This is a genomic window from Hymenobacter sp. FMD4 (assembly GCF_058932745.1).
Window position 1 is genome coordinate 342,630 of sequence record NZ_JBZYWH010000001.1, and the last position, 20,609, is coordinate 363,238.

Annotated in this window: 18 protein-coding genes; 2 read left to right on the forward strand and 16 right to left on the reverse strand. The window is 57.9% G+C overall.

Annotation, left to right across the window (positions count from 1 at the left end; translation table 11 throughout):
• Positions 1–85 precede the first annotated feature (85 nt).
• Positions 86–649: an RNA polymerase sigma factor gene (locus AC5FXY_RS01450; protein WP_493554853.1), complete on the reverse strand. Its 564-nt coding sequence runs from the start codon at positions 647–649 to the stop codon at positions 86–88.
• 207 nt (positions 650–856) lie between these two features.
• On the opposite strand from AC5FXY_RS01450, the gene AC5FXY_RS01455 reads away from it, so the two are divergent.
• Together AC5FXY_RS01455 and AC5FXY_RS01460 are read left to right on the forward strand one after the other, a co-directional pair.
• Entirely contained in the window at positions 857–1,582 is a 726-nt protein-coding gene (locus tag AC5FXY_RS01455; RefSeq protein WP_493554854.1) for an FkbM family methyltransferase, read from the forward strand.
• Between the two features lie 205 nt (positions 1,583–1,787).
• Positions 1,788–2,783 (forward strand): T9SS type A sorting domain-containing protein, encoded by a 996-nt coding sequence (locus AC5FXY_RS01460; RefSeq protein WP_493554855.1) that lies wholly within the window; start codon positions 1,788–1,790, stop codon positions 2,781–2,783.
• A 67-nt stretch (positions 2,784–2,850) separates the two neighbouring features.
• Here the strand turns inward: AC5FXY_RS01460 and amaB are convergent, their stop codons facing one another.
• The 15 genes from amaB to AC5FXY_RS01535 form a co-directional block, all read right to left on the reverse strand.
• Positions 2,851–4,449 (reverse strand): L-piperidine-6-carboxylate dehydrogenase, encoded by a 1,599-nt coding sequence (gene amaB, locus AC5FXY_RS01465; RefSeq protein WP_493554856.1) that lies wholly within the window; start codon positions 4,447–4,449, stop codon positions 2,851–2,853.
• 226 nt (positions 4,450–4,675) lie between these two features.
• A complete protein-coding gene (locus AC5FXY_RS01470; protein WP_493554857.1) occupies positions 4,676–6,178 on the reverse strand; it encodes a Do family serine endopeptidase in 1,503 nt (500 codons plus the stop codon).
• A 201-nt stretch (positions 6,179–6,379) separates the two neighbouring features.
• Complete coding sequence (locus tag AC5FXY_RS01475) at positions 6,380–6,823, reverse strand: Hsp20/alpha crystallin family protein (protein ID WP_493554858.1); 444 nt, start codon at positions 6,821–6,823, stop codon at positions 6,380–6,382.
• 220 nt (positions 6,824–7,043) lie between these two features.
• On the reverse strand, positions 7,044–7,826 hold the full coding sequence (locus AC5FXY_RS01480; protein WP_493554859.1) for a hypothetical protein: 783 nt from the start codon (positions 7,824–7,826) through the stop codon (positions 7,044–7,046).
• Positions 7,827–7,863: 37 nt separating this feature from the next.
• Positions 7,864–9,054: a M20 metallopeptidase family protein gene (locus AC5FXY_RS01485; RefSeq protein ID WP_493554860.1), complete on the reverse strand. Its 1,191-nt coding sequence runs from the start codon at positions 9,052–9,054 to the stop codon at positions 7,864–7,866.
• Positions 9,055–9,095: 41 nt separating this feature from the next.
• Positions 9,096–9,488: a hypothetical protein gene (locus AC5FXY_RS01490; protein ID WP_493554861.1), complete on the reverse strand. Its 393-nt coding sequence runs from the start codon at positions 9,486–9,488 to the stop codon at positions 9,096–9,098.
• 2 nt (positions 9,489–9,490) lie between these two features.
• Positions 9,491–10,051, reverse strand: a complete 561-nt coding sequence (locus tag AC5FXY_RS01495; protein WP_493554862.1) for a sporulation protein — start codon at positions 10,049–10,051, stop codon at positions 9,491–9,493.
• Positions 10,032–10,724 carry a deoxyribose-phosphate aldolase gene (deoC, locus tag AC5FXY_RS01500; RefSeq protein ID WP_493554863.1) on the reverse strand — a complete coding sequence of 231 codons (693 nt, stop codon included), beginning with the start codon at positions 10,722–10,724 and terminating at the stop codon, positions 10,032–10,034. Before deoC ends, AC5FXY_RS01495 begins: the two co-directional genes overlap by 20 nt.
• 42 nt (positions 10,725–10,766) lie before the next feature.
• Positions 10,767–11,282 carry a DUF3805 domain-containing protein gene (locus tag AC5FXY_RS01505; RefSeq protein ID WP_493554864.1) on the reverse strand — a complete coding sequence of 172 codons (516 nt, stop codon included), beginning with the start codon at positions 11,280–11,282 and terminating at the stop codon, positions 10,767–10,769.
• A gap of 181 nt (positions 11,283–11,463) precedes the next feature.
• Positions 11,464–14,877 carry a preprotein translocase subunit SecA gene (gene secA / locus AC5FXY_RS01510; RefSeq protein ID WP_493554865.1) on the reverse strand — a complete coding sequence of 1,138 codons (3,414 nt, stop codon included), beginning with the start codon at positions 14,875–14,877 and terminating at the stop codon, positions 11,464–11,466.
• Positions 14,878–15,064: 187 nt separating this feature from the next.
• On the reverse strand, positions 15,065–16,006 hold the full coding sequence (locus AC5FXY_RS01515) for an SDR family oxidoreductase (RefSeq protein WP_493554866.1): 942 nt from the start codon (positions 16,004–16,006) through the stop codon (positions 15,065–15,067).
• Positions 16,007–16,010: 4 nt separating this feature from the next.
• Complete coding sequence (locus AC5FXY_RS01520; RefSeq protein ID WP_493554867.1) at positions 16,011–17,303, reverse strand: family 1 glycosylhydrolase; 1,293 nt, start codon at positions 17,301–17,303, stop codon at positions 16,011–16,013.
• A 72-nt stretch (positions 17,304–17,375) separates the two neighbouring features.
• The gene (gene glf, locus AC5FXY_RS01525; protein WP_493554868.1) at positions 17,376–18,572 is read right to left on the reverse strand and encodes a UDP-galactopyranose mutase; all 1,197 of its coding nucleotides are present in this window, start codon (positions 18,570–18,572) and stop codon (positions 17,376–17,378) included.
• Between the two features lie 78 nt (positions 18,573–18,650).
• Positions 18,651–19,901, reverse strand: a complete 1,251-nt coding sequence (locus AC5FXY_RS01530) for a glycosyltransferase family 1 protein (RefSeq protein ID WP_493554869.1) — start codon at positions 19,899–19,901, stop codon at positions 18,651–18,653.
• Positions 19,902–20,079: 178 nt separating this feature from the next.
• Positions 20,080–20,607 (reverse strand): GNAT family N-acetyltransferase, encoded by a 528-nt coding sequence (locus AC5FXY_RS01535; RefSeq protein ID WP_493554870.1) that lies wholly within the window; start codon positions 20,605–20,607, stop codon positions 20,080–20,082.
• Positions 20,608–20,609: the final 2 nt, after the last annotated feature.

Below are 20,609 nucleotides of genomic sequence, written 5' to 3' on the forward strand. Positions count from 1 at the left end.
CATAGTCTTTCGCACGTGGCTCCCCGCGGCCGGGGCGCTGTTTGGGTGGGGCGCTCTGGGTGGCCGCTGTTCTGTGAAACGATTATTACAATCCTTGTTGCCGTGCCAGTTCCAGCAATTTCTTGCGGGCCCGGCTGTATTGCGACTTGGAGGTGGATTCGGTGATGTCGAGGATGGTGGCTATTTCGCCGTGGTCGTAGCCTTCCAGCAGATACAGCGTCAGCACCAGGCGGTAGCCATCGGGCAGGTCCTGAATGCAGCGGCGCAGGATGTCGGCCCGCCACTGTACGTCATCCACCTCGCCCGGGGTTGCCGGCTCCTCAGCGCCGGCACCATCGTGCTGCTCAGCCAGCGACACCAGCTGCAGGCGGCGGTTGCGCAGGCAGTTGATGCTTTTGTTGATGACGATGCGCTTCAGCCAAGAGCCGAAAGACGAATCGCCTTTGTAAGTGTGTAGCTCGCGAAAAGCGCTCAGAAACGACTCCTGCAGCACATCTTCAGCCTCGGCGTAGTCGCCGGTGATGCGCAACGAGGCGTTGAACATGGCTTTGGCGTAGCGCTTGTAAATCTCCGCTTGGGCGCGCCGGTCGCCAAGACGGCAGCGTTCTACTAGCGGAGCATTGATATCAACGTAAGCAACAGCTTCCATAGGCGCAGCAGTTGGGGGCGTGGTTTCGCTAACAGCAGGGGGTGGAGGATAAAGTTCGGACATCGGCGGCATATTTTCCACTCTCTTGACCATCAGCACTCCAAAGACCACCGCGCAGGCACGAGGTTGCACCAGTTACAAAAACAGACGAAGCCGCCGCTTTTCACGAACTTTAAGCCCGATTCCTTTTGCTCCTGCCGTTCGGCCATGAAAGAAGTGCTCAAATCCATTCTGAAGCGGTTGCCCATCGCCTTTACCAAAAACCAGCAGTACGACGAGCAAAGCCTCGCCGTGATTCGCCGCGTGTGCCAGCCAGCTTCTACCTGTATCGACATCGGCTGCCACAAGGGCGAGGTGCTGGACCTGATGCTGGCCGCCGCGCCGCAGGGCAAGCACTTCGGTTTCGAGCCCCTCCCCGACCTCTACGCCGAGCTGAAGCGCCGCTACCACGATACCGGCCGGGCCACCATTTCCAACGTGGCGCTGAGCAACCAGCGCGGTACCGCCACTTTCAATTACGTTATCAGCAACCCCGCCTACAGCGGCCTGCAGAAGCGCAACTACGATAAGGCCGACGAGCAGGACACCACCATCGACGTGCAGACGGATTTGATGGACCACATCATCGCCGCCGATCAGCGCGTCGACCTGATCAAAATCGATGTGGAAGGTGCCGAGCTGCAGGTACTGCAGGGTGCCGTGCAGACGCTGCGCCGCACCCGGCCGGTCATCATCTTTGAGCACGGCCTTGGCGCCGCCGACTGCTACGGTACCCGCCCCGAGCAGGTGTACGACCTGCTCACGCAGGAAGCCGGTCTGCAAGTGTCGCTCATGAAGCGCTGGCTGAGCGGCGCCGCACCGCTTACGCGGGTGGAATTTGTGCAGCAGTTTGAGCAGAGCAAGAACTACTATTTCATTGCGTATCCGGCGTAAGCCGATGTTTCACGCCTTGCATTTCACACCCAGCTGTAGCACACGGCTGGGTGTTGTTTTTTGTGCAGCAGTTGACTTGCTGTGGGTGCCCGGGCATGTGGTAGACTGAGGTTCATATAGGATATTAGAAAACCCGTATGCAACGTAGCGGCGGTTGAAGGACTCTTCAGTATAGCTTCTCACTCACGCACTATTGAGCCCGCCAATGCGTCAATTATACCTCACTCTCGCCCTGTTATTGGGTTTAGCCCAAGCTTACGCCCAGACGGCGGCCCCGTTTACTTTCTCCAGCGCCCGGCAGCAGCCGTACGTGACGCTGCCTTCCATGCAAGTCGTAAACAACAACCAGACATGGAACCGTAGCGCATCCTTTCCGCTTGCCTTGGGGTTTACCTTCATGTTTCGCAATCAACCCGTCTCCACCATTAATGTGCTTGCCAGGGGCGTGCAGTTCGGCGGAGCGGGCTACCTGTTTGTTTACAACACTCCCTTCGGCGGCGGCCTGATTCAGGATGCAAACTTTAACGGCGGTGGCTCCAGCGCTTCGCCCATCTACTACCAACTAACAGGTCCCGTAGGCGACCGGATCGGCAAGATTGAGTGGAAAGACGCCGGCATTGCTCAAACTACTCCTACCCTACCCGACCCTTCGCACTACGTGCGGTTTCAGGTGTGGCTGTATGAGCGGACCGGGCAAATGGAGATTCGCTTTGGGCCCAACAATACCACGGCCACTACTTTCAACAACAATCACATCTTTATCAAAGCTGTGACCGACAACAACGTCGCGGTGACTCCAACCGGCTCGGCTGACAATCCCGGTTTGCAGGTGGAAAACTGCAGCTCGCCGTGCTACGGAGCCATTACGGGGGTTCCGTCATTGGGAGTGGTATACACATTTACTCCCGCCTTGGTAGCCACTGCTGCAGCGAAGCCTGCGCAGAACGAGTTCAGCGTTTACCCCAATCCGGCTTCCGAGCAGCTGTATCTACGCTTGCACCACCCGTCCGCCGAGCCGCTGACGGGGCGTCTGTTCGATGGCCATGGTCGGGTGGTACACCAATTCCCGCTTGAGCGCAGCCCTACATCAGAGCCCCAGCTCCTCTCCACGAAGCTACCAAAGCTACCGGGTGGGTTGTATCGTCTGCAGGTGCGCGGCACAAATGGAACAGCCTACACCCAGACACTGATGATTCAATAGGCGAGCAGCATGCACTTACAAAAAAGCCCGGCCAATTCATTGGCCGGGCTTTTTTAATGGTATTGGTTTAGATATCAAATTTGATACCCTGGGCCAGCGGTAGTTGCGTGCTGTAATTAATCGTGTTGGTCTGCCGGCGCATGTAGATTTTCCAGGCATCCGAGCCCGATTCGCGGCCGCCGCCGGTTTCCTTCTCGCCACCGAAGGCACCACCGATTTCGGCGCCCGAAGTACCGATGTTCACGTTGGCAATGCCGCAGTCGGAGCCGGTAGCGGCCAGGAAGGCTTCGGTTTCGCGCATGTTCAGCGAGAAAATCGAGGACGACAAACCTTGGCGCACGCCGTTCTGCAGCGCAATGGCGTTTTCTACGTCACCAGAGTACTTGATCAGGTACAGAATCGGGGCGAAGGTTTCTTCTTGCACGGTGTGGTACTCATTCTGAGCTTCCACCAGCGCAGGCTGCACGTAGGTACCGGTTTCGTAACCCGAGCCGCTGAGCACTTCGCCGCCGGTGAGCAGTTTGCCGCCTTCCTGCTGCACCGCCTCCAAGGCTTTGGTGAAGCCCTGCACGGCGTCGGTATCGATCAGCGGGCCGACGAGGTTGCCGTCCTGTAGCGGGTGGCCAATGGGCAGCTTCGGGTACGCGTTGAGCAGGCGCTGCTTCACGTCCTCGTAAATGCTGTCGTGGATGATGAGGCGGCGCGTGGTGGTGCAGCGCTGTCCCGCCGTGCCCACAGCCCCGAACAGTACCGCGCGAATGGCAATGTCGAGGTCGGCGTTAGCCGTGAGGATAATGGCATTGTTGCCGCCGAGTTCCAGCAGGGCCTTGCCGAGGCGGGCACCTACTACAGCACCTACCTTCTTGCCCATACGCGTCGAGCCTGTAGCCGACACCAGCGGTACGCGCTCATCGGCCGACATCAGCCCCCCGATTTCAGCATCCCCAATGATGACGTTGAAGATACCCTCCGGCAATTCGTTTTCGCGCAGTACATCTTTAATGATGTGCTGCACGGCCACGGCCACCAGCGGCGTCTTTTCCGAAGGCTTCCAGATATTCACATCGCCGCACACGGCGGCCAGCATGGCATTCCAGCTCCACACAGCCACCGGGAAGTTGAAGGCCGAAATAATGCCTACCACGCCCAACGGGTGGTACTGCTCGTACATGCGGTGCGCGGGGCGCTCCGAGTGCATGGTGAGGCCATGCAACTGACGCGACAGACCCACCGCAAAGTCGCAGATATCAATCATCTCCTGCACTTCGCCGAGGCCTTCCTGCAGGATCTTGCCCATTTCGTAGCTTACCAGCTTACCCAGCGGCTCCTTGTACTCGCGCAGCTTGTTGCCGATTTGCCGCACGATTTCACCACGCTTGGGCGCGGGCACCTGCCGCCAGCTTTTGAAAGCTTCCTGTGCCGTCTGTACCACTTGCTCATAATCGGCAGCGGTAGCCATGCGCACTTTGGCAATCAGCTTGCCATCGGTGGGCGAGCTGATGCTGCGCACCTGCTCGTTGGCTTCGCCGCCCCACTGCAGACCGGTGCTGAAGGCCGCGTTGGTTTCCTGAATGCCCAGCTCGCGCAGCACTTGGCGAATGCCGTGATGGTCGTGTTCCTGAACGTCGGCGCCGGTGGCGGTGGCTTCTTCAATGGCTAGTTTCATGGGTGGGTATGTAGGGTTTGTGTCGGTAAGATGGATTTGTCATCCGGATTAAGAAAGGGCTTTTTAACGCCTGAACGGAAGGACTCAACAAGCCACCGTCCAGCTTGAAAAGGCCCCTCCTTAATCCGGATGACGGACGCTTTCGTGTAGAAACAAAGCTAACAAAAAAGCCCCCGCCCGGAAGGCGGAGGCTCTTGTCAGGTTATTAACGCAGCAAGTGCAGTATTTATTCTGCCTGCCCGATGGGGTAATACGCTTTGCGGCCGTCGGGGTACACACCCTCTACCAAGGCGCCTTGGTTGTCCTTGGCGGCTTCCAGGAAGCGTTTCACGTCCTGAGGCTTGGTCACCTTGTTCTTGTCGATGCGGGTGATGATGAACCCGTCGCCGATACCCGTTTCGCGGAAGTTGGAGCCGCGCACGCCGCTGATCTTGGCACCGCCTTCAATGTCCAGCTTGTTCTGCTCTTGCCGGGTGAGGGGCGAGAACTTAGCGCCTTCATACTCAATGGCCGCCGTGGTTTCCTCGCGCACGATGTCGGTAGTACCCGAAGAGTTGCGCAGGGTGGCGGTGGCCGTCTTCCGGTCGTCGCCGCGCAGGTAAGTTACCTTAATCTTGTCGCCGGGGCGGAAGCGGGCCACCTGCTCCTGCAGCTGCGAAGAGGTATTCACCTTCACGCCGTTAATTTCGGTGATGATGTCGCCTTCTTTCAGGCCGGCATCGGCGGCAGCACTGCTCTTGCTCATGCCCACCACATACACCCCGTCCAGGGACTTCAGCTTTTTCTCCGAAGCCAGCGTAGCATCTACCTCACGGATGTTCACGCCCAGCAGCGCGCGTTGCACCACTTTGTATTTCAGCAGGTCGTCAATCACCTTGCTCACGATGGAGCTAGGCACGGCAAACGAATAGCCTTCAAACGAGCCGGTACGCGAGGCAATGGCCGAGTTGATACCGATCAGGTCGCCCTTCAGGTTGACGAGTGCGCCACCAGAGTTGCCGGGGTTTACCACCGCGTCGGTCTGCAGAAACGACTCGATACCCATGCGGTCTTCGCGGTTCAGGATATTGATGTTACGTCCTTTAGCCGAAATAATGCCAGCCGTGACGGTCGAGTTCAGGTTGAAGGGGTTGCCCACAGCCAACACCCATTCGCCCACTCTCACTTGGTCGGAGTTGGCGTAGCGCACGTAGGGCAGGTTGTCAGCCTCTACTTTGAGCAGGGCCAAGTCGGTAGTCGGGTCAGCACCTACCAGCGTCGCGCTGTACTTACGCTTATCGTCCAGTACTACCTCGATTTTGTCGGCTTTATCGATAACGTGATTGTTGGTCACGATGTAGCCGTTGGCGGCGATGATTACACCCGAACCCGAGCCAACCTGCGGTCCGCGCTGTGGTGAACGGTACCCGTTAAAGTCGTCGCCGAAAAACTGCCGCAGGAACGGATCCATCCGGATCTGGTCGTTCTGCGCCACTTTCGGGGCGTACTCCGTCATTACGTGCACTACGGCAGGCGTCACGGCAGCCGCAGCGGCCACGAAGTTCAGGCCTTCCGGCACGTTGTAAGTGGAGTTACGCAGTGCACTGGTGTAGCGCACGTTGGGGTCAGTTGCCACGGTCTGGGACTCTACCGAGCGCTCCGGCTCCAGCAACTTGTACCCACCAACGGCCACGCTCCCACCGAGCACAGCGGAGGCCATGAGGCCGAGCATCATTTGTTTGGCTTGCATGGGTAAGAGAAATATGGAAGTGTTGAGAGTCTGAAATTAAAGTACGAAATGTTTCGTGTCAAGGCAATGCCTTGCTCGTTCCATAACGTGAGATACCCGGCGCTTCGTGCGGGGTTGCATTGACATTACGAGTATTACAACAGTTGGACCAACAAAAAAGGCACCACAAAAGGGTGCCTTTTTTTCAGATTCAGCTGACAGTTAGCGCACTTCAATCAGGCGCTTGGTCGTTTTCTGCGTGTCAAAAGGCAGCAACAGGCGCAGCACACCATCGGTGAGTTCGGCCTGAATTCCATCTACGTTTACGGTCTCAGGCAGGCGGAACTTGCGGGTGAAGGCACCGTAGCTCGACTCCACGCGGCGCACCTTGGGAGCGTTTTCGCCTTCGGTGGCCGGGGCTTTACGCTCGCCGCTTACCGTAAGGGCGCCTTCGTGCACGTCAATAGTCAAGGCGTCTTTAGGAATACCCGGCAAGGTCAGCAGCAACTCGAAGCCCTCAGAGGTTTCGAGCACATCGGCTGCTGGCATGAAGCCCGTGCCGGCATTAGCAAAACCCGGCAGCGTGTCGTTCAACAACTGGTTCATCATCGCGTCGATGGAGCGTGTAGGACGCAGGGCAGGAAGCGAATTAAACATGGTTGCCATAGTTGTATGAAAGTGGTTTCGGTTTCTGATCAAGGCGTCTTGCACTGTGCGAGACACCTGTTCATTTATAAATTCCGTACCACTCAAATCAACCTGACTAAATGTCTTATTTCATGAATAAATATAACTAGCCTGCCAAAGCCTAAGGCAAAAAACAACGAATAGGCTTGCATGACCCAGATTACAAGTTGTCAATTTTGCTGACACATTGTCAACTACCCTAGTGCTGCGTTGGCAACTGAATCCTGTCGAATGTTTGCTTGCCTTGGAATAAGGTAAATCGAACATCCAAGCCAATGATGGGCGACACTAGGTTGGTACGCCCGCCCGACGTGATGTTGCCACTCGAATCAAACTGAAACTGCGTGACGATATAATTGGTCTGCCAGGCGAAATAAGGCGTCAAGTCAACGTGGTCGGAAAGCCGAACTCCTACTTCTGCCCGAAAACCGCCCTGATCCAGCGTACGCTCCTCGGGTTGGTCATCCTCAGGCTGCAGACGCACGTTCAGAGCACCTTCCCAGGCCACGCGCGGGCGAAGCATCAGTTTACCGACTGGTAGCAGGCGCTCCACATCAAGGCGCAGCCGGGTGGTACCCAGGTTACGCTCCCCGGCGGGCAAAAAGGCGTACTCCAGGCCCAGGCGCTGGCCCCAAGTCAGCCCGAGCCAGCTGCCGCGGTGACGCAGCAACAGCTCCGGCGCAAAAATATTGTTGCCCGACGATGCGGTAGCCGCGTAGCGGGCCATAATGCCGCCGCTCCATTGCGGGCTCCAGAACCTTTCGTAGGCAGCGCGCAGCAACACGTAATCAAACGTACCGCTGTTATAACGCGACTCTACCGACCGCCGATTCTGTGCGCTCAGCAGCACATACGAGTTGTCCTGCAAAGCCAGCTCGGTCTGTAGCTCCGGCCAGAGCTGGGTGGGGTTACTGATGCGTCGCTGGGCTACTGCCGCCAGCGGCAAGCCCAGCAGCAAGGCAAGCCATAGTCCTTTCTTCATGTTCAGTGCGGTGCGCTTCGTGCTGGCACGTGCCAGCTTAACCCTGCAACTCGTTTAACGCTAGCCAAGCCATGAGGCCGGGCCCCACCGTAAGGGCGTGCGCTTCGACGTCGAAGGTAGGCGTGTGTACGGAAGAAGCGTAGCGGCCGTCGAGGGCGCGGGTGCCGAGGCGGTAAAAGCACGACGGCGCGGCCTGCGAGAAGTAGGCGAAGTCTTCAGCCGCCATCCACTGATCCAGCTCAATTACGTTCTCCGCGCCGAGGTATGCCACGGCCGCGGCGCGGATGCGCTCGGTGGTAGCAGGATCGTTTTCGAGGCAGGGATACCCATTGCGAATTTCCAATTCGCAGGTAGTCCCCATCGATTCGGCCAAGCCTTCGCAAAGCTGGCGCAGGTGACGGTGCGCTTCCTGGCGCCACTGCTCGTTCATGGTGCGGAACGTGCCTTCGATGTAGACCTCATTTGGAATAACGTTGGTGGCGCCGTTGGCAATGACTTTACCAAACGACAGCACCGAGGGCAATTTGGGATTGGCCCGGCGGCTCACAATCTGCTGTGCCGCTACAATAATGTGCGCTGCTACCAGCACCGGATCAAGGTTGTGTTCGGGCATGGCACCGTGGCCACCTTTGCCGCGCACAGTCAGGTACAACTCATCGGTGCTGGCCATGTATCGCCCGGAGCGCACCCCGATCTGGCCGGCGGGCAGGTGCGGAAACACGTGCTGGCCGAGCACGCTTTGGGGCTGCGGGTTTTCCAGCACGCCTTCCTTGATCATAATAGAGGCGCCACCGGGTAGTCGCTCTTCGCCGGGCTGAAACATTAGCTTGATGGTGCCTTCAAACTCGTCGCGCAGTTGCGTGAGGATACGGGCAGCTCCCAGCAGCGAGGAAGTATGCACGTCGTGGCCGCAGGCGTGCATCACCCCGGGGTTCTGCGAGCGGTACGGAACGTCGTTTTGCTCCTGGATGGGTAGTGCGTCCATATCAGCCCGCAGCGCTACGGTACGGGCGCCGGGGTTGCGGCCCTCAATGAGGGCCACGAGACCCGTAGTAGCAATGGGTTGTGGGTCGAGACCAAGCTTGCGCAGCTCGGCGGCTACGAAAGCACACGTCTCGTATTCTTCAAACGAAAGCTCGGGATGAGCGTGCAAGTGGTGGCGCAGCCCAACCACGTCGGCGGCTTGAGCGGCGGCTAGTTCCTGAATCCGGGAAAGCAAATGCTGCATAGCCCGCAAGGTACAACCATTCGGAGCACCTCTCTACGGCGTTACTCGAACAGCACGCTCATGTGCGGGCGCACCGACACCAGCATGGAGCGCCCGATCAGATTGGGGCTGAACGCACTTTCTTCTTCCCCGAAACCCAGCCGGCTGATCAGCACGCAGTCTGGGAATTCCAGGTATTCACCACGTTTGTCGTTGTTGTAGCGCACCGGGCCTCGCACGGCCACGCGCAGGTCCAGCAAAATGGCATCGGAGGCCGGATGCGTCAGGGTGACGTCCACGATGCCGTTGGCCGGCCACAGCGACAGCAGCAGCACCAGACCATCCTTTCTGACGCGGTACTGCTGGCCAGAGCCGTCTTCGTATTCGATGGGGATAACCTCAAGACCTTGCAACAAATCCAGTTCATCCCATTGCAGCTGGCGGATTAGCGGCATGGTTAGAAGCGGGTTTTGTTGATAAGCACCTGGGTTACCTGCAGTTCAGCTTTGGGGGCCAACGGCCGAATACGTAATAGGGCCCGCTCAGCCTCTAGGCGCGAAACGTAGTCGCCGATGTACAGCCGGTAAATGGGCTGCTTGAAAGTCAAGTAATCGGTTTCTTCCGGGTAGCGGCTGATAACGGACCGACGAATGGCCATGGCCTGGTCACGCTCCAGCCCGATGTAGGCCTGAATGCGCCAGCCGTCAGTGTACTTTACGTTCTGGTTGGTGAAAGCCAGGTCGCGCAGGCGTTGGTCTACCTGAGCGTTGACGTGGTTGGTAGGCGCCACGTACGCCTTAGCGGCAGCAGCTTTCGGCGCCGCAGGCGGCGTGAATTTGGGGCGGTACTTGGCCAGGTCTTCGGCCACCGGCTGGCTGCCCTTGCCGGCTGAGGCGTTGCCGGGCCGCGTGGTATCGGGTTTGGAGGAAGCCGAAGGCGACCCAGGGCCTGAAGTAGCACAAGCCGCCAGCGCAAGCAGAGCAGTAATCGACAGCACGTTAGTAAGCGGACGTTTCATGGGTGGAGTCGTCATCGGGGGAGAGCAAAGCTAGGCCGGCGGAAGCGCCGAGGCGGTCGGCACCGGCCAGCACCAGCGCCAGGGCCTGTACGTGGGTGCGGATACCGCCAGCAGCTTTTATACGCACGTGGCTCGGCAGTTGGTCGCGCATCAGCCGCACATCTTCCACCGAAGCACCACGGCTAGCAAAGCCGGTGGAGGTCTTCACAAAATCCGCGCCGGCTGCGGCACACAGGTCGCAGGCACGGCGAATTTCATCAGGCGTGAGCAGGGCAGTCTCGATGATGACCTTCAGGATGGCCTCGTGGCTGTGGCAAAGCTCGGCCAGCTGCCGGATATCGTGCTGCACGGCCACATCCTCATTTGATTTGAAAGCCGCGACGTTCATCACCATGTCCAGCTCGGTAGCGCCCATGGCCAGTGCTTCCGTAGCCTCCGCCAGCTTTACAGCTGAGGTGCTATAGCCCAGCGGAAACCCAATGACGGTACACACCATCACCTCCGAGCCGCGCAAGGCCGCATCGGCCACCGGCACAAAGTGCGGCGGCACGCACACGCTGGCAAAACCCGCGTCGCGGGCCTCGGCACACAGCTCTTCGATTTGTTCGCGCGTGGCGTCGGGCTTCAGCAGTGTATGATCGATGCGGGCGGCGAGGTTTTCGGCAGTAGACATAGGCAGCAAAGGTAGAGCGTGTTGAAAATTTCGCGGCGCTCTTTATTTAAGCGTCATTGATGCAACGGCTTTCTGAACCATATTCAAAGTGCCGTCTTCATTGGGCTGGTCCGTGGTAAAGGTGCAAAACGCTTTGCATCTCTCGCCGCCCACTATCCAGCAGTGCATTGGATACCCTTCACGCCTTTGGATGTAGTACACCATTTGCCTGTTGGCTAACGTGACTATTCTAGCGTCAGGATGGGCACGAAGCTCTTTTTGTAGTTCAGCCTGCAAGCTGAAGTCTGAGATTGTATCAGCAACTGCCTTATAAGCCGAAATCTGAAAGGCCCAATCTGGATTAGTAGGGTCAGTGAACGTGTAAAGTTCTTTCTCAAAGCCGTGTTGCCAGGCAGTAGGCACCCTTAGTTGAAACCACCCGTTGGCAGCTGTGAAGTTTTCAGTAGTCGGAGAGTTATCATACGAACAACTAGTCATCATTGCTGCTAAGAGGAGCTTTACCAGGTAGCTGCTTAGACGCAACATCAATTCAGAATTTAAACGAAGAAACGAACTCAAGAAGTAACGCAGCTATGCAACTCTAAGCCGCCTACAGACGCTTGGTGACAATGTAAGCAACCATGGCTGCCATTACGCAAACGATGCTTAGGCCACTTGAAACAGCAATGCCACGGCGAAAGCCGTGGCATTGCTGTTTCAACCATTTGTTAAATCCGCTAGAATTCGCGCTAACTAGTATTTAATCGATCAGCACGGCGCGGTTGTTCATCACGTCTTCTTCCACGCTCTTGAACTTTACGTCACGTACGATGCGGCCGTCCATGTACTGCACGCTCACTTTATCGTTGCGGTTGGCGACCTTCTGCGAGCGTACCGGCACCTGCTTTTCCAGCGGTTCCAGGCCCAAGTCGTGCGCTTGTTCGAGGTCCTCGGGGCCAGCGCCCAGCGAAGTGGTCGAGACTTCCTTCTCAGCCTTCAGCTTGGGCTGCGGCATACGCGGCGCAGCAGCGGCCTCCTCGAAGAAAATTTCGGGTTCTTCGGTCGGACCGCCCTGCGTAGCGGGGATATCGGCGTGGAACAGGAAGGAAACGGTGTCTTCGTTTACCTTGCTGATCATGCGTTTGAACAGCTCAAACGACTCGAACTTGTACACCAGCAACGGGTCTTTCTGCTCGTACACGGCGTTCTGCACCACCTGCTTCAGGTCGTCCATGGCGCGCAGGTGCTGGGTCCAGGCCTCGTCGATAATCGACAGCGCCACCACTTTCTCCATGGCGCGGATCAGTTCTAAACCGTTGTTGGCTTGCGCCTTGCGCAGGCTGGCTACGGCCGTCACTTGCTTGCGCTGATCCGAGAAGGGCACGGCGATGTTCTCAAACGGGGCGTTCTGCTCGATCAGGTCGTTGATGAGCGGCAGCGCCGACTCGCCAATCACCTCGTTTTTCGAGTGGTAGTAGCCCAGCGCCTCGTCGTACAGGCGCTGCGTGAGCTGCGCCGGCTGCTGGCCAGCAAACTCAGCCGCCGTGATGTGTGTGTCGTAGCCGAATACGCGGATGATGGCCAGCTTGAAGTCTTCGTAGTCACCGCTGATCTTGTGACCGGCCACGGTGTCGTCGGCCACGTCGTAGATCATGTTCCACACGTCCAGTTCCAGACGCTCGCCGAAGAGAGCATTGCGGCGGCGGCGGTACACCACCTCGCGCTGGGCGTTCATCACGTCGTCGTACTCCAGCAGGCGCTTACGGATGCCGAAGTTGTTTTCCTCTACTTTCTTCTGCGCCCGCTCAATCGACGAAGTAATCATCGAGTGCTGAATCACCTCGCCTTCTTCCAGACCCATACGGTCCATGAGGCGGGCAATACGGTCCGAGCCGAACAGACGCATCAAGTTGTCTTCCAAGCTCACGAAGAACTGCGACGTACCCGGGTCACCCTGGCGGCCGGCACGACCCCGCAGCTGGCGGTCGACGCGGCGGGACTCGTGGCGCTCCGTACCAATGATGGCCAGACCGCCCGCCTCACGTGAGGTTTCGCGCAGCTTGATGTCGGTACCGCGACCAGCCATGTTCGTGGCGATGGTTACGGTGCCGGGGTAACCGGCGCCGGCCACAATTTCGGCTTCGCGCTGGTTTTGCTTTGCGTTCAGCACCTGGTGCGGAATCTTGCGCAGCTTCAGCATGCGGCTGATGATTTCCGAGTTTTCTACCGAAGTAGTACCCACCAGCACCGGGCGACCGGCTTGTACCAGCTCCTGGATTTCCTCGGCCACGGCGTTGTACTTCTCACGCGTGGTCTTGTACACCTTGTCGTGCTGGTCTTTGCGGGCAATGCCGCGGTTGGTCGGAATCACGACCACGTCTAGCTTGTAGATCTGCCAGAATTCGCCCGCTTCCGTTTCAGCTGTACCGGTCATGCCGCCCAGCTTGTGGTACATGCGGAAGTAGTTCTGCAGCGTCACGGTAGCGTAGGTCTGCGTGGCATCTTCAATGCGCACGTTTTCCTTGGCTTCGATGGCCTGGTGCAGACCATCAGAGTACCGGCGGCCTTCCATTACACGACCAGTCTGCTCGTCCACAATTTTCACCTTGTGGTCGTCGGTCACGATGTACTGGTCGTCGCGCTCAAACAGCGTGTACGCCTTCAGCAGCTGGTTTACCGTGTGAATGCGCTCCGACTTCTCCTGATACTCCTGCATCAGGTGCTCTTTCTGGTGCAGGCGCTCTTCGGCGGTCAGGGCCTTGTTGTTTTCAATGGCCGCGATGTCCATGCCGATGTCGGGCATGATGAAGAAACTGGCATCCTCACCCTGGCCGGTAATCAGGTCGATGCCCTTTTCGGTCAGCTCGATCTGGTTGTTCTTCTCATCGATGGTGAAGAGCAGCGGCTTGTCGGCCTGCGGCATCTGGCGCTGGTTGTCCTGCAGGTAGTGGTTTTCCACTTTCTGCAGAATGGCGCGGTTACCGGTTTCCGAGAGGAACTTGATCAGTGGCTTGCTCTTGGGCAAGCCACGGAACGCGCGGAACAGTGCCAAGCCGCCCTCCCCTTCCTTGGGGCCGTCGTTGCCTTCCTTGATGAGGCGCTTAGCGTCGAGCAAGTACTGCTGCACCATTTTACGCTGCTCCTCCACGAGGCGCTGAATGCGCGGCTTCAGAATCAGGAACTCATGCACGTCGCCTTTGGGCACCGGGCCTGAGATGATGAGCGGCGTCCGGGCGTCGTCAATCAGTACGGAGTCAACTTCGTCGACGATGGCGTAGTGGTGCTTGCGCTGCACCAGTTCCTCCGGGTCGCGCGCCATATTGTCGCGCAGGTAGTCGAAGCCGAATTCGTTGTTGGTACCGTAGGTGATGTCGGCAGCGTAAGCGCGGCGGCGGGCATCGGTGTTGGGCTGGTGCTTGTCGATGCAATCCACGGTGATGCCGTGGAACTCGAACAGCGGCGCATTCCACTCCGAGTCACGCTTGGCGAGGTAGTCGTTGACAGTTACCAAGTGTACCCCGCGTTTCGACAGCGCGTTGAGGAATGCCGGCAAGGTCGACACGAGCGTTTTACCCTCACCGGTGGCCATTTCGGCAATTTTGCCTTGGTGCAAGGTTACGCCACCGATCAGCTGCACGTCGTAGTGCACCATGTCCCACACGATTTCCGCCCCGGCAGCCATCCATTTGTTGGCCCAGATAGCTTTGCCATCAGGCGTAATGGTGACGTTGGGTGCCCGGCGGGCGTATTCCCGGTCGTGGTCGTTGGCGGTTACCACCAGCTGGCCATTCTCCTTGTAGCGGCGTGCCGTCTCCTTCACGATGGCAAAGGATTGCGGCAACACCTCCAGCAGTACTTCTTCCAGCTGCGTGTTGCGCTGTTTCTCCAGCGCATCGATTTGCTCGAATACGTTTTCTTTCTGCTGGATATCCAGGTTGGGCTCGTCGGCGATGCGCTGGTGCAGGGCCGCAATCTGGGAATCGATGTTCTGCAGATACTCGCTGATGCGGGCCCGCACCTGGTCGGTCTGACCGCGAAGCTCGTCGTCGGATAGACCTGCCAGTTTGGCGTATTCGGCGTTGATGGTCGCCACGTAAGGGATGATGCCTTTCAAGTCCCGTTCCGACTTGGTGCCGAAGACTTTGGTGACGGCCTTCCCGATAAAATCGAACATGCTGTGTAGGAGAATTTGCTGAAAACGCTGGGGCGCACCTCAAAAATACGTTGTTTGGCGGAAAAGCCCCAGACGCCTTATCGGTTGCCCTAAAAATGACAAACCCCGCAACCTCAAAAAGAGTGCGGGGTTTGTGCAGAAGGTTAAGTTGTCAGGTTCGCTGGTAAGGGCCAGCCGCTGCAGCAGGCTAGTTTTTGACCTTTGCTCCTTTCGTGGCGCAGCCCGCTGATAAGAGTCCAAAGTCCTGAACGGGAACTACCCCCACGTCAAGCAAATATTGTCGCAGCGATACTTCGAGCGGTGGCAATAGCACTCCTTGCTCACTGCTCAACACACTTTGTACCGGACGCGGCGCCCGTAAGCCTAAAGCTTCCATGGGTCGGCCAATCACAAAATCGGAGCTGAAGCCCGCGCCCTCGGCTGCCATCCGGGCCAGATCTGCCCAGGAGCAGGAGCCTTGGTTGGCCAAGTGCCATAGGCCCCGCTCCTCGTCAATGAGCAAGTCCAAGGAGGAATTGACCAGGTTGGGCACATACGTCGGGGCTATTTGCACATTGTCAGCAGCTTCGAAGGCAGTGCCTTCGCGAGCCGAGCGCAATACGAAATGCACGAAGTTAAACTCGTCCCATGGTCCAAAAAAGGCGCTGGTACGTACTACCAACGCGTTTTTCATGTGTTTGAGCACATCGCGCTCGGCACGCTTCTTACTCTCCCCGTACACGTTTAGCGGCCTGGTTTGGTCGCTTTCGACATACGGATGGCTTTTATACCCATCGAACACCAAGTCCGATGAGAAGGTGAGCAGTTGCACGCCGTGGGTTTTGCAAACCTCAGCCAGCAAAGCCGGCCCGAGGCTGTTTTCGCGGAAGCACCGTTCAGCATCGGTTTCGGCATCATCCACCCGTACGTAGCCGGCCGTATTCACCACTGCCCAGGGATTGTGGCGCTCCATGGCCCGCTCGATACTTTGCAGGTCCGTGATATCCAGCTCACTGCGGGTCAGTGCTACAGCCTCGAGGCCGCGGATCTGACAAATGCGAGCAAAGGCCTTGCCCAACGTGCCATTGGCACCAGTAATAAGCAAGGGCCGACGGGGTTGCGGCGCAGGAACAAATAGATTATTAGCCATAGCTTCAGACAATAGGTGAAGTGCGGTACACGAAACGATCCGAACGCTGCCACCAGCCTTCACCGGACAGCACAGGGTGCGTGTAGCGGCCCGAACGGGCTAGGCTTTGCACCATTTTGAACAAAGCAGTAGGCCGGGGCTGACCGTTGCGCACGTCGAACACGCCACTTTCATAGCTACCGCCGCGGCGAGTAAGCAGACTGTCCCAATCGAAGGCCCCGAGCAGAGACCAAACGGTCACAGCACGAATATTCACCCCTTCGTTGCGGAGCAAGTTGGCCGCGTCCCAGGCTTCCAGGATCCAGCGCATCTGCTCCTCGCGGGTGCAGCCCAAGTGTGACTCCGTTATGGCAATCGGCAGTTTGTACCGATCCCACACTTCACTCAGGATGCTTTTGATACCGGCCGACTCCAGTGACAGCACCCGCACGGCCTCTACATCTGCGTAGCGGTCCTTGTGGTTGCGACTGAAGCATCGCGGCGGGTACTGGCCGAAGTCGTGGTCGAGAAACCGCTCGCTCGTCACGTAGTAGTTGATACCCATCACGTCGGGCGGTAACGGGTCGTTCACCAGATCGAACAGCTCGGCCTTAGTAGCCCCATTAGCGCGCAAAAAGCGCCACAGGGGGTGTGACGCGTCTACCTGGCCGCAAAGCAAGTCGAAAGTCAGCCATCGTCGGTTATTCTCGAACTCGGCCTGGTAAGCCATTGGCGTGGTGCTGTGCACCTTGCCCATGTCCTCGGTCTGAACCAACTTAGCCTTCGGATTCACTTCCCGGATGGCTTTCATGGCCGCTTTGGTGCCGTGAATTTCGTTCAGCAACATCCGCACAAACGTACGGTCGTCGGTGGCGTGCGGGTACCAGAGGCCGTAGAGGCCGCTGAAGCGTGCGGTGGTCAGCGGTTCGTTTACCGGGGTGTAATAGTTGACCCACGGATAACGCTCGGCCACCATACGGGCAAAGCGAGCAAGGCCACTTACAAAGTTGTCGGCGTTCATGGCCGTGTAGCGCGGGCCGCTGCCGTGGTGTAATAGCCCCACGATAGGGTCGACACCCAGGTCGCGCAGGCGAGGCAGGCGTTCATCGGCCCAGTCCCAGTTGGGTTGGTCGAGGCTCTCGGGTGCTACCGACTCCCAGAGTACTGGGTAGCGCAATTTGCGTACGCCCAGCTCGGCAATCAGGTCCAGATCGGAGAGGCGGGTACGATGCCCGCTCAACTCCAGCTGGTCCATGTATTCATTATGGACGCGGTTGACTGTACACTCAACCCCGCCCCATAGCTCCACAGTTGCCATGCAGTAGGTGCAAAAGCGCGACGGGTAGCAGCACGGCAACTGTTGCTACCCGTCGCAGATGATCGGATCGGTTTATGCCTTTTTCTTGTCCGGGTCGCGCGGCAGCAGCTTCTCCATTAGGGAAGCCGAGCCCGTGATGGCCGGTTTGGCGGCCGCAGCCGTGCCCTTCTCTTCTTTCTCTTTTTCGGTGAGCTTCTTGTACGTGGTCAGGGCCTGCGCCACTACCTGGTCCATGTTGTAATACTTGTAGGTAGCCAAGCGGCCTACGAAGTGTACGTTGGGCGTTTCGTCGGCCAGCTTCTTGTACTTGTTGTACAGTTCGGCATTCTCAGGCTTCGGAATCGGGTAGTACGGGTCGCCTTCGGCACGCGGGAATTCGTACACGAGGCTTGTCTTGGGGTGCGTCTGGCCGGTGAGGGCCTTGAACTCCGTGATGCGCGTGTACAGGTGCTCGTTGGGGTAGTTTACCACCGGCGCCTCCAGGTGCTGCTCCTTATTCAAGGTTTCGTGCTTGAACTCGAGCGAACGGTAAGGCAGTTTGCCGAACTTGAAATCGAAATACTCGTCTACCGGACCCGTGAAGATCATTTCCTTATAGGGAATGACGTTGATGATGTCGTGGTAGTCGGTATTGAGCATGATTTTGATGTTCGGGTGGTCGAGCATCTTCTCGAACATCTTGGTGTAGCCGTGCAAAGGCATAGCTTGGTACGTATCGGTGAAGTACCGACGGTCCCGGTTGGTGCGGGTAGGCACGCGCGACGTCACCGACTTATCCAGCTCGGAGGGGTCGAGGCCCCACTGCTTGCGGGTGTAGTTGCGGAAGAACTTTTCGTACAGCTCGCGGCCTACTTTGCTTACCACTACGTCTTCCGACGTTTTGATAACAGCCACTTCCTCAGCCTGCGACTCAAAGAAGGCATCGACCTCGAAGGAAGTCATGTTGGTGCCGTAGAGCTTATTGATGGTGTCGAGGTTGATCGGAATCGGAACGTGCTGGCCGTCTACCGAGGCAAGAACCCAGTGCTCGTAGGGGCGCCAGTCGGTGAAGTTCGACAGGTATTCGAATACCTCCTTGGAGTTGGTATGGAAGATGTGCGGACCGTATTTGTGCACGAGGATGCCGTCCTCGTTGTAGTGGTCGTAGGCGTTGCCACCGATGTGGTTTCGCTTATCGATGATCAGAACTTTCTTATTAGACCGGGTAGCGAGACGCTCGGCCAATACGCTGCCGGCAAAACCGGCTCCTACGATCAGATAATCAAACATAGCTCAGAAGGGGCAGGTGGTGAATTGTTTAGAAAGATGTTGAGAGACTGGCTCTTGCGAACCGTGTACGGAGAAAAGCTACTGCGCGGCTACGCGGCGCAGTTCAGCTTGCATTAGGGTCACCATCTGCTGCCAGGTTTGGTCCCAAGAAATAGTGGCCAGATAGTTGTCTACGCGCTGCAGCCAGGCAGCGTCGTCCACTTCGTCAAGCGCCATTTCAATGGCCTTACCGAATTTCTCGGCGTTGGCGGCAATGTGTACGAGGCCCATTTCGCCGTAGGGGCGCACCACATCGCGGATGGGAGTGCTCACCACGGGCTTGCCAGCCGCCAGGTATTCCGGCGTCTTGGTGGGCGAGATAAACTTGGTGCTTTCGTTATCGGCAAAGAGCAACGTGGCCACGTCCCAGCCGTGCAGGTAAGTAGGCAACTCCTTGTAGTCCTTGCCACCGAGGTAGTGAATGTTGGCGCCTTGTGGCAAAACGCTCGGGTCGATCTTCACCACCGGACCGATAATGATGAACTGCCACTCCGGACGAGCCACAGCCAGTTCGCGCAGCAGCTCAATATCGAGGCGCTCATCCACCACCCCGAAGAAACCCACGCGCGGGTGCGGGATAGACTTCTGGTCTTCGGGTTCGGTCAGGCTTTGGCGTGCTTGCCCGAAGTGAGCTTTGTCGATGCTGCTCGGGAAGGCGTGGGCGCTGTGGTGCTGTTTCTGCTTGGCTTCGTACAGGCTCTGGCCACCGGTAAATACCAGCTGTGCTTTCTGGAACAGCTCCTGCTCGCGGCTGCGCAGCTCGGGGTGCGCGCCTTTGAAGTTGGCCAGCTCGTCCATGCAGTCGTAGATGGTCAGGGCGGGCTTAAGCTGCCGCGACTTGGCCAAGAACATGGGCGAGTAATACCAAGCGATGAAGTCCTTGATGTTCTCCTTCTCGAAGTATTCCGTCAGGATATCGGCTTGTACCTGGTCGGCGGCTTGTTCGGTCATGCCGCCGGGCAGGTGCACCACCACAATCTTTAGTCGGCCTTCTTCGCGGTCCTTGATTTCCAACCAAGGCTCCATCGTTGTTTCCTCGAAGTGCGTGCAGGGCTCCTCCACATAGAACACCCGCGTATGCTTGGCAAAGCGCGAGAGCAAATGCTGCGGACGCTGCCACACAAAGTCCCAGTGCAGGTGCGCAAAGCACACGAGGTCGGGCAGGCGTTGCACGGCAGTGGTATCAGGGGTATGGTTCAGCGAATCGGAGGTAGTGTTGGCGTTAAGAACAGAGGAGCTAGCGGCAGAATCAGCGTTCGACGCGAGGGTCGTGGCATCGAGTAGGGACATGCGGAAAGAGCGTCAAAAAGCGTTTTGGCGATTGGGCGTGGTGGTAAAAGCGGTTGGCTCAGTCGGGTGGGCCCTCCCAACCAAGCGCGGCATAGCTTCATACGAAGGCTCCCGGCAAAAGGATACCGCTGGCCGTATACTTGAGCTAGGGCAACTCCAAGAAAAACAAAAAATGGGCCTATTGGCCCATCAATAAACACTGCATTTCCACGGCATCCTGCCAGCCAAGTTCAGCTTTAAGCCACTGATAGCGAATCCCTACGCGCCGAAATCCCGCTGCCTTAAATAAGCGCAAGCTGGCCGTGTTGCTGGCTGCGATGGTGCAGTAAATTTGGTGCAGATGCAGCGTATCACGGGTGTACTGCTGCACCAACTGCAGCGCCGCAACAGCATAACCGCGCCGCCGCTCTTGGGCGGCTACCATGATGCCTACGGCAGCCCGCCGATGGTGCGGATCAAAATTGAATAAATCCACGGTGCCAACAGCTTGACCATCGGCTGAACTACAAATGACCAAGCGCATTTGGCGCACCTCGTAGATATCGGCGGCGGAATTATCTAAATACCGCTGCAGATTATAACGTGAAATCGGGGCAAGCGTGTCGGAAGCCAGGCCCCACACGCTCGCGTCGTTTTCCAGTTCGTAGAGAAATGCAAGGTCGCTGGCTTCGAGGGCCCGCAGGTAGACCGCATCGGAGCGCAGCATAG

What these genes read in the sequence shown, in the direction of transcription:
- amaB (WP_493554856.1), bottom strand. Translation starts at nt 4,449, where the DNA reads ATGAAACTAGCCATTGAAGAAGCCACCGCCACCGGCGCCGACGTTCAG.
- AC5FXY_RS01450 (WP_493554853.1), bottom strand. Translation starts at nt 649, where the DNA reads ATGGAAGCTGTTGCTTACGTTGATATCAATGCTCCGCTAGTAGAACGC.
- AC5FXY_RS01495 (WP_493554862.1), bottom strand. Translation starts at nt 10,051, where the DNA reads ATGAAACGTCCGCTTACTAACGTGCTGTCGATTACTGCTCTGCTTGCG.
- AC5FXY_RS01460 (WP_493554855.1), top strand. Translation starts at nt 1,788, where the DNA reads ATGCGTCAATTATACCTCACTCTCGCCCTGTTATTGGGTTTAGCCCAA.
- AC5FXY_RS01480 (WP_493554859.1), bottom strand. Translation starts at nt 7,826, where the DNA reads ATGAAGAAAGGACTATGGCTTGCCTTGCTGCTGGGCTTGCCGCTGGCG.
- AC5FXY_RS01470 (WP_493554857.1), bottom strand. Translation starts at nt 6,178, where the DNA reads ATGCAAGCCAAACAAATGATGCTCGGCCTCATGGCCTCCGCTGTGCTC.
- AC5FXY_RS01485 (WP_493554860.1), bottom strand. Translation starts at nt 9,054, where the DNA reads ATGCAGCATTTGCTTTCCCGGATTCAGGAACTAGCCGCCGCTCAAGCC.
- secA (WP_493554865.1), bottom strand. Translation starts at nt 14,877, where the DNA reads ATGTTCGATTTTATCGGGAAGGCCGTCACCAAAGTCTTCGGCACCAAG.
- AC5FXY_RS01475 (WP_493554858.1), bottom strand. Translation starts at nt 6,823, where the DNA reads ATGGCAACCATGTTTAATTCGCTTCCTGCCCTGCGTCCTACACGCTCC.
- deoC (WP_493554863.1), bottom strand. Translation starts at nt 10,724, where the DNA reads ATGTCTACTGCCGAAAACCTCGCCGCCCGCATCGATCATACACTGCTG.
- glf (WP_493554868.1), bottom strand. Translation starts at nt 18,572, where the DNA reads ATGTTTGATTATCTGATCGTAGGAGCCGGTTTTGCCGGCAGCGTATTG.
- AC5FXY_RS01535 (WP_493554870.1), bottom strand. Translation starts at nt 20,607, where the DNA reads ATGCTGCGCTCCGATGCGGTCTACCTGCGGGCCCTCGAAGCCAGCGAC.
- AC5FXY_RS01490 (WP_493554861.1), bottom strand. Translation starts at nt 9,488, where the DNA reads ATGCCGCTAATCCGCCAGCTGCAATGGGATGAACTGGATTTGTTGCAA.
- AC5FXY_RS01520 (WP_493554867.1), bottom strand. Translation starts at nt 17,303, where the DNA reads ATGGCAACTGTGGAGCTATGGGGCGGGGTTGAGTGTACAGTCAACCGC.
- AC5FXY_RS01455 (WP_493554854.1), top strand. Translation starts at nt 857, where the DNA reads ATGAAAGAAGTGCTCAAATCCATTCTGAAGCGGTTGCCCATCGCCTTT.
- AC5FXY_RS01515 (WP_493554866.1), bottom strand. Translation starts at nt 16,006, where the DNA reads ATGGCTAATAATCTATTTGTTCCTGCGCCGCAACCCCGTCGGCCCTTG.
- AC5FXY_RS01530 (WP_493554869.1), bottom strand. Translation starts at nt 19,901, where the DNA reads ATGTCCCTACTCGATGCCACGACCCTCGCGTCGAACGCTGATTCTGCC.